Source organism: Saccharopolyspora indica, assembly GCF_027853965.1.
Classification (GTDB): domain Bacteria; phylum Actinomycetota; class Actinomycetes; order Mycobacteriales; family Pseudonocardiaceae; genus Saccharopolyspora; species Saccharopolyspora indica.
In genome coordinates this window covers 86,684-94,519 of record NZ_JAQGLB010000028.1, presented here as the reverse complement: position 1 = coordinate 94,519, position 7,836 = coordinate 86,684, and the positions used below count along the sequence as shown (strand labels likewise).

Genomic DNA, 7,836 nt, shown 5'->3' with positions numbered 1-7,836 from the left:
CGCAGGCTTAGACAACCTCAGCGATAACAAGAACCCGCCCTGCATTTCAGCACCTGAACCCCACCCGTGATGATCTTGAGCCCATATCACAACCACCCAACCCAAGATCCAAAACAGCCTCTATAGCACCACAAAGCACTCACGGGCATCAGCGGCCGGTGACCGCGGCGAGCACCTTGTCCAGCACCGCGTCGTCGGCGTTCTGATCGGTGCGCCAGGCGATGAAGCCGTCCGGGCGCACCAGCAGCGCTCCGCCGTCGTCGAGCCCCACCGAACGCGCCCACTCCGCGTCGAGCCGAGCGGTGCGCACCTCTAGTCCCCGGGCTGCCGCCACGCGCTGCGCCGCTTCGCACCACGGTTCACCGGCCGGGCCGGTGAGCACCGCGAACCGGGACTCGGGGAGGTCGAGCGTGGAGGTGTTGTCGTCCAGCCACCGGTGCGGCAGCAGGGATCCGGGTGCCCCGTCCCGGCTCGCCACGACGTCCTCTGTGGACGGAACTGCGGTGATCGGGTCGACGACCGCCGATGAGTCGTAGCGGTAGCCCATGAGCACCACCGGTGCGTTCCACATGCCCGCCGCGGCGCGTTCGGCCGCCGCCGCCGGATTCCAGTGCGGCGCGGGGTTCTCGCGGCGCAGCAGCGCCTGCTGCGTCACCAGCTCGGCGACGGCGTGGCGTTCCTCGTGGTAGCTGTCCAGCAGCCGGTCGCCTGCCTGCTCGCGAAGCACCATGGCGAGCTTCCAGGCCAGGTTGTGCGCGTCGGCGAGGCCGGTGTTCAGGCCGAACGCGCCCAGCGGGGAGATGGTGCGCGCGGCGTCGCCGACGAGGAAGGCCCGCCCCGCCCGGAATTCGTCTGCCATGCGCACGTTCGCCCGCCAGGGCAGCGGGTTGACGATCTCGACCGGTACGTCCGCACCGATGGCCGTGCGGACCAAGGTGGCGCAACGCTCCTTGGAGAAGTTCTCCCCGGTGGGGGAGACCACGTGCAGCACCCACCGCTGCTCGCCGACGGACAGCAGCATCCCCGATGCTTCGGGGTGGCTGATCTCGGTCATCACCGGCATCGAACCGAAGTAGCCCACCAGGTCGGCGTTGAACAGGATGTTGATCGTGGTGTCGCCGATCTCGCCGGGCCCGGTCGTGCTGATGCCCAGCAGGCCCCGGACCGCGCTGCGCGCCCCGTCGGCGCCCACCAGGTAGTCGGTCCGGACGACTCGGCCGTCGGAGAGCGCGACGGAAACACCATCGTCGTCCTGCTCGACACCGGTGACTTCGACGCCGAACTCGATGGTCGCGCCGCGTTCCCGCGCAGCAGGGAGGAGGACCGAATCCAGCAGGTCCTGCGGGTAGTGCCCGCGGGTGGCTTCCGGCGAGGCGGTGCGGTCGAGGTGCGGCTCCGGGCGGGGGACGCTGCGGTCGATCTCGGCGACGGTGCGGACGTCGGCCTTCCACAGCTCGGTCGAGCGCACCGCGACCGCGTCCACCGCGTCGCGAATCCCGGCCTCGCGGAAGAACTCCAGCGTGCGCGGGCTGATCCCGAGCGCTCTCGGGTGGTTCGACGGCTCGGCTCGGCGTTCGACGACCAGCGACGGGACGCCGTGGTGTCCGAGGAACACCGCGGTGGCCAGGCCGACGGTGCCGCCGCCCGCGATGACGACCGGGTACTGGTTCATGGCTGCCTCCGCTCAAAATTGGGAACACTGTTCCCGCTATAGGAACACCGTACCCGATGGGTACAGTGTGCCCATGTCTGCTCGATCACAGCCCCCGGCGCTGGTCTGGATGCGCGACCGGCCGCGCGGCAGCCGCCCGGCGCTCACCGAGGAGAGGATCGTGCGCACCGCGATCGACCTCGCCGACGCCGAAGGCATCGACGCGTTGTCCATGCGGCGCATCGCCTCTGAGCTGGGATCCGGCACGACATCGCTGTACCGGCACATCACCAGCAAGGACGAGCTGATCGAGCTCATGGCCAACGCCGCGTTCGGCGAGATGGAGATCCCGGAACCCTCGGGCGACTGGCTGGCCGAGCTGGCCGCCCTCGCCCGCGGTTTCCGGGCCGCGCTGCTGCGTCATCCCTGGCTCGCCCAGCAGGCGATGCGGCGCCAAGCGCTCGGCCCCGACGTCATCAGGCGAACCGACCACATGCTCGGAGTGGTGAGCAGGGCGACCGATGACGCCTCCCGGGTCGCCATGGTGGTGGACTCCGTCAACACCTTCGTGCTCGGTTCGGTGTCGGCGGAGCTGTCGGAGCTGGAGGCGCAACGCCGGACCGGGATGACCGAGGTCGACTGGCAGCACGCCGTCGGCGAGTACGTCCAGCAGGTGATCGACACCGGGCAGTACCCGCACTTCAACCGGCGGATCCTGGAAGCCGACGACCGCGACTACGAGGCCCGCTTCGAGTTCGGCCTCGGCTGCCTGCTCGGCGGTATCGCCGCCGAGCTCACCTGAGGCTCGAGCCGCGGGGCCGGACGGTTTCGAGGTAGCGCCGGAAACCTTGCGCCCGCGATTCGAACCCGCAGGACTCGTAGAAGGTGTGGACGTACTCGTCGTCGGCGGCCAGCAGCTGCATCTTGTAGCAACCGGCCGTGCGCCCCAGGTCCGCGGCGGCGTCCAGCAGTCGCCTGCCGACGCCGAGCCGCTGGTGGGAGCCGGAGACCACGACGTTCTCCACGAACATGACGGACCGGCCGCCGCGGGTGAGGTTCGGCAGGACGATGCAGTCGGCGGTGCCGGCGACCGCGCCGTCCGCCTCGGCGACCAGCACGGTGCGCCCCTGCTGCGCCGAGATCTCCGCCCAGATCGCGGCCGCGGATTCGCGGGGAATCCGCTCCTCTCCGGGGTAGAACTCGTCGTAGAGCAGGACGAGCAGCGCGGGCAGATCGGTCTCGACAGCGGGCCGCACGGTGATCTCCACGCGCCGGAGTCTAGGAGAACGCGGCCGCGAGGACCTCAGCACAGCCAGCGCAGCAGCGGCGTCCACGGCAGGCGCTCGCACAGCCGCTCGTGGCGGACCTGGGGATGCTCCTGCAGCCCGTAGTCGTCGGTGGTCAGCGATCCCGGTGCCGACAGCGCGAGCCCGAAGCTGAGCCCGGTCGTGCCGGGTGGAGCCGCGGGGGTCGTCCACGTCGCCGCGGTCCACTCGTCGGCCGGGGCGAAGAACGGGCTGGTGGTCCAGTAGCGCCAGAACCCGGACCGGTCGCGGTGGTAGACGGCGAACTGCGCCGGTGCGGTCGACCTGTACCAGGCGCTGAGCGTGTAGGTGTTGTCCTCGTGCGCGAGCGGCGCGAACTCGCCCATGTCCATCCGCTGCAGGAGCTTCGCATCGCCGCTGACCTCGCCCGCCAGGTCGAGCCGCTGCGCCCACCGGCCGCTGCGGGCGTCCGGCACCAGCGTCCACTTCGGACTGCCCTGCCCGGAGCTGCTGGTCGTCCAGCCGCGCGGCCCGGGTTCCTCCAGCGAGGGGTTCACCAGCCCGGCGCGCGGTTCCGGGGCCGGCGGCCGGACCAGCGGCCTGGATTCCCCGCGCACCACCTGATCGACGGTGCGCACCACGGTGCCGTTGGCCTCCCTGGTGGCCAGCCAGGACGCGAACTGGTCCAGCACCCGCGGGCTGATGGACAGCGAGCCGCAGAAGTCGCAGGTCTGGTGCAGCACCAGCGGAACCCAGCCCCCGCCGTCGGCTTCCGCGTCGCGCACCAGCTGCTTGAGCTCGTCGAGCGTCCAGCTCGGGTCGATCATGCCGGTGCCGCGCACCGCCATCGGGTTCGGCGGCGGGATGACCTCGGCCGGCGGGCAGGTGTCGCAGCCCCGCGCGGTCCGGATGCTGCCGGTGATGCGGGCGCTGTTGTAGCCGCAGTCCTGCGCGGCCCGCTGAGCGCTGCGGTCGGCGGTGCCGAAGGGGTAGGCGAAGGACGTGACGCGGAATCCCCAGCCGGTGAGGTTGGCGCGGTCCTGGCAGATCTCGCGCCGGAGCTCGTCCGGGCCGACGGTGCCGATGTCGGGGTGGTTGACCGTGTGCCCGCCGATCTCGTGCCCCGCCGCGGCCATCCGGCGCAGGTCGTCCATGCCCAGGTAACCGGGCTGGCCGATGGAGCCGGAGACCACGTAGAACGTGCCGCGCATCCGGTGCTCGCTGAGGATGCGGGCGCCCGCGGACTGCGAGGCGGTGCCGTCGTCGACGGTGAAGCTCACGACCGTCCGCGGCGGCGCTGCCCCGGCCGGCGGGCTCGACAACAACACCAGCAGCACGACCCCGGCGCAGGTGAGGGCCCGGTCCAGCAGCTTCCGCGCATCCATCACCTGACCACCAACCGGAGTTGATCCATCCGACTCCCGGCACGCTACGGCGGGTGGAGGAGGCGGTGGATCCAGCGCGTGAGGTGCGCTTGATACCCCGTTGTGCGGAGGTGGCGGGCGGCCACCTCCGCAGCCGATCAGCGCAGCGCGGCGGCCTCGCGGGCCAGCTGCTCGACCTTCGCCCAGTCGCCCGCGGCGAGCAGGTTCTTCGGCGCGAGCCAGGAACCGCCGACGCAGCCCACGTTCGGCAGCGCGAGGTAGTCCGGCGCGGTCTGCGGGCTGATGCCGCCGGTGGGGCAGAACCGCAGCTGCGGCAGCGGCCCGGCGATCGCCTTGAGGAACGGCACTCCGCCGCTGGGCTCGGCGGGGAAGAACTTCATCGCGCTGGCCCCGCGCTCGGCCAGCCGCATCGCCTCGGACACCGTGCCCGCCCCGGCCAGGAACGGCACGCCGGAGGCCTCGACGTCGTCGAGCAGCCGGTCGGTGGTGCCCGGGGTGACCAGGTAGCGCGCCCCGGCGTCGGCGGCCCGCTTGGCCTGGCCGGGCTCGGTGATGGTGCCCGCCCCGGCGACCATCTCGGGGACCTCGGCGGCGATCCGCTCGATCGCGGGCAGCCCGGCCGGGGTGCGCAGGGTGACTTCGATGGTCCGGATGCCGCCGCGCAGCAGCGCTTCGGCCAGCGGAACGGCGTGCGCGACGTCGTCCAGGGCGACGACCGGCACCACCGGGGAGAGGTCGAGCACGTCAGCTGCAGTGTTGATCAAGGTCGTTCATCCGTTCCGGGTGCGCGATTTCAAGGGAAATCAGGCGTCTGACTTCCCTTGAAATCGCGTCTCCTTGCCTGGGTGCGTGCGGGGCCGTGAGCGCGCAGCAGTACTCGAACACCGCTGCGCGCCCCCTCATGCTGGCACGTCGCTGGGCTGGGGCTGAAGCTGCGCGAAGACGCTGGCGCCGCGGTCGGCCCGGCCGACCGCCTGGCGGAAGGCGGAGAACAGCTCGCGGCCGGTGCCGAACGGCGCCCGGTCGGCACCGGCCGCGGGTTCCCGCGCGGCCAGCTCGTCGTCGGGCACCAGCAGCTCCAGCGTTCCGCGGTCGGCGTCGAGGCGGACCACGTCGCCGTCGCGCACCCGCGCCAGCGGGCCGCCCGCGCTGGCCTCCGGGGTCAGCTGGATCGCCGCCGGGATCTTGCCGGAGGCACCGGACATGCGGCCGTCGGTGACCAGCGCGACCTGGTGGCCGCGGTCCATCAGCACGCCCAGCGCCGGGGTGAGGCCGTGCAGCTCGGGCATCCCGTTGGCCTGCGGGCCCTGGTTGCGGATCACCACCACGACGTCGTGGTCGATCTCGCCGGCCTGGAACGCGGCGGTGAACGCGTGCTGGTCGTCGAACACCCGCGCCGGAGCGGTGACCGAGCGGTGCTCGGCGGCGACCGCGGACACCTTGATCACCGAGCGACCCAGGTTGCCCTCCAGCACCCGCAGCCCGCCATCGGGCGCGAACGGCTCGTCGACACCGCGCAGCACGTCCGGGTCCAGGCTCTTGCGGGGCGCATCCCGCCACACCAGCTCGCCGTCGACCAGGAACGGCTGCTGGCGGTAGCGGTCCAGACCGGGCCCGGCGACGGTCTTGACGTCGGCGTGCAGCAGGCCCGCGTCCAGCAGCTCGCCGACCAGCGTCTGCACGCCGCCCGCCGCGGCGAAGTGGTTGATGTCCGCCGCGCCGTTCGGGTACACCTTCGCCAGCGATGGCACGACGGCCGACAGCTCGGCGAAGTCGTCCCAGGTCAGCTCGATGCCTGCGGCGGCGGCGATGGCCGGGAGGTGCAGCGTGTGGTTGGTCGAGCCGCCGGTGGCCAGCAGCGCGACCACGGCGTTGACGATCGCGCGCTCGTCCACGACCTCGCCGATCGGGGCGTCGAGCGAGACCACGCGCCGCGCGGCCTCCTCGGTGAGCGCCTTGCGCAGCGGAGTGCCCGGCGGCACGAAGCTCGACCCGGGCAGGTGCAGGCCCATGACCTCCACCACGAGCTGGTTGGAGTTCGCGGTGCCGTAGAAGGTGCAGGTGCCGGGGGAGTGGTAGGACGCGGACTCGGCCTCCAGCAGGTCTTCGCGGGTGGCCTTGCCCTCCGCGAACAGCTGCCGGATGCGGCTCTTCTCCCGGTTCGGCAGCCCGGAGGGCATCGGCCCGGCGGGCACCAGCACGGTCGGCAGGTGCCCGAAGGCCAGCGCGCCGATGAGCAGCCCCGGCACGATCTTGTCGCACACCCCGAGCAGCAGCGCCCCGTCGAACATCTCGTGGGAGAGCGCGACGCCGGTGGCCATCGCGATCACGTCGCGGGAGAACAGCGACAGCTCCATGCCGGTGCGGCCCTGGGTGATCCCGTCGCACATCGCGGGCACCCCGCCTGCGAACTGCGCGACGCCACCGGCCTCGCGCACCGCGTCCTTGATCCAGGCCGGGAACTCGGCGTAGGGCTGGTGCGCGGAGAGCATGTCGTTGTAGGCCGACACGATCGCCACCCCGGGCTTCACGGCACCGCGCACGGCGATCCGGTCGGGGCCGCTGCAGGCCGCGAACCCGTGCGCGAGGTTGCTGCACGGGAGCTCGGTGCGGGCCGGGCCGACGGCGGCCGCGGCGCGGATGCGTTCTAAGTACGCGGAGCGGGTCGGCGCGCTTCGCTCGGTGATGCGCTGGGTGACCTGCTGGACGACGTGCTGCACTGACCGCGCCATGGATCGCCTCCGGATGAGAGCTCGAAACCGGGCGGCAACGCTGGCGCCACATGACTGCCATCACACTAACGGGTGTGTTCTGGATTTCACAATCGATCCAGCTTCCGCGGAATCGGCCCCCGCTCTGTCGGACCGGTGCGCGATCATCGGGCAGTATCGGGTGAGCGGGAGGAGTGATGATGCGGATTCGGGTGCTCGCACTGGTGTCGCTGACCGCCGTGCTCGCGGCGTGCGGTCAGAACCCGGAGGTCTCGCAGAACCTGCTGCCTCCGCTGCCGCCCGCCCCGGCCACGTCCGCCGCGCCACCGGTGCCGTCGGCGGGCACCTCGGTGGAGCTGTCCACCTCGCCGACCCTGGTGCGCGTCCAGCAGCGCCGCAAGCTGCTGGCCGGCGTGAGCATCGACACCCCGCCCGCCTACGTCAGCCGCGATCCGGCGGGCGGCGGCTACCAGGGCTTCGACGTGGAGATCGCGCGCGAGCTGGCCCAGCGCATCGGCCTGCGGCCGGAGGACGTGCAGTTCCGGCGCCTGCCGCCGACCCAGCTGCGGAGCGCGGTGCTCTCCGGTGACGTGGACCTGCTGCTCGGCGGCACGGCCGACATCCCGTCGCTGACCGCGGTCGGGCCGTACGCGATCACCGATTCCGAGCGGAACCTGGTGATCAAGGCCGACGACCGGCTGCTGGCCGGGGAGCTGCAGCGCATGCTCGACGCGGCCGTCGCCGACGGATCCTGGCAGCGCGCCTACGAGAAGACCCTCGGTGCGGCCGGAATCGAGGCCCGGCCGGGCTCCTGATCGCTCGCG

The 7,836-nt window shown here is 72.0% G+C and carries 7 protein-coding genes; 2 read left to right on the top strand and 5 right to left on the bottom strand.

Annotated elements, in window-relative coordinates:
* Positions 1–148: 148 nt before the first annotated feature.
* Positions 149–1,672 (bottom strand): FAD-dependent monooxygenase, encoded by a 1,524-nt coding sequence (locus OU416_RS36715; RefSeq protein WP_270931687.1) that lies wholly within the window; start codon positions 1,670–1,672, stop codon positions 149–151.
* A gap of 73 nt (positions 1,673–1,745) precedes the next feature.
* Here OU416_RS36715 and OU416_RS36710 point away from each other — a divergent pair, with 73 nt between their 5' ends.
* Positions 1,746–2,453 carry a TetR/AcrR family transcriptional regulator gene (locus OU416_RS36710; RefSeq protein ID WP_270931686.1) on the top strand — a complete coding sequence of 236 codons (708 nt, stop codon included), beginning with the start codon at positions 1,746–1,748 and terminating at the stop codon, positions 2,451–2,453.
* Here OU416_RS36710 and OU416_RS36705 read toward each other — a convergent pair.
* The 4 genes from OU416_RS36705 to edd form a co-directional block, all read right to left on the bottom strand.
* A complete protein-coding gene (locus OU416_RS36705; protein WP_270931685.1) occupies positions 2,446–2,919 on the bottom strand; it encodes a GNAT family N-acetyltransferase in 474 nt (157 codons plus the stop codon). The genes OU416_RS36710 and OU416_RS36705 overlap by 8 nt on opposite strands.
* A 35-nt stretch (positions 2,920–2,954) precedes the next feature.
* Positions 2,955–4,301, bottom strand: coding sequence for a polysaccharide deacetylase family protein (locus OU416_RS36700; protein WP_270931684.1), 1,347 nt, complete (start codon positions 4,299–4,301; stop codon positions 2,955–2,957).
* Between the two features lie 137 nt (positions 4,302–4,438).
* Positions 4,439–5,062 (bottom strand): bifunctional 4-hydroxy-2-oxoglutarate aldolase/2-dehydro-3-deoxy-phosphogluconate aldolase, encoded by a 624-nt coding sequence (gene eda, locus OU416_RS36695; protein ID WP_270931694.1) that lies wholly within the window; start codon positions 5,060–5,062, stop codon positions 4,439–4,441.
* 138 nt (positions 5,063–5,200) lie between these two features.
* Positions 5,201–7,033 carry a phosphogluconate dehydratase gene (gene edd, locus OU416_RS36690; RefSeq protein WP_270931683.1) on the bottom strand — a complete coding sequence of 611 codons (1,833 nt, stop codon included), beginning with the start codon at positions 7,031–7,033 and terminating at the stop codon, positions 5,201–5,203.
* Positions 7,034–7,209: 176 nt separating this feature from the next.
* Here edd and OU416_RS36685 point away from each other — a divergent pair, with 176 nt between their 5' ends.
* On the top strand, positions 7,210–7,827 hold the full coding sequence (locus OU416_RS36685) for a transporter substrate-binding domain-containing protein (RefSeq protein WP_270931682.1): 618 nt from the start codon (positions 7,210–7,212) through the stop codon (positions 7,825–7,827).
* Positions 7,828–7,836: the final 9 nt, after the last annotated feature.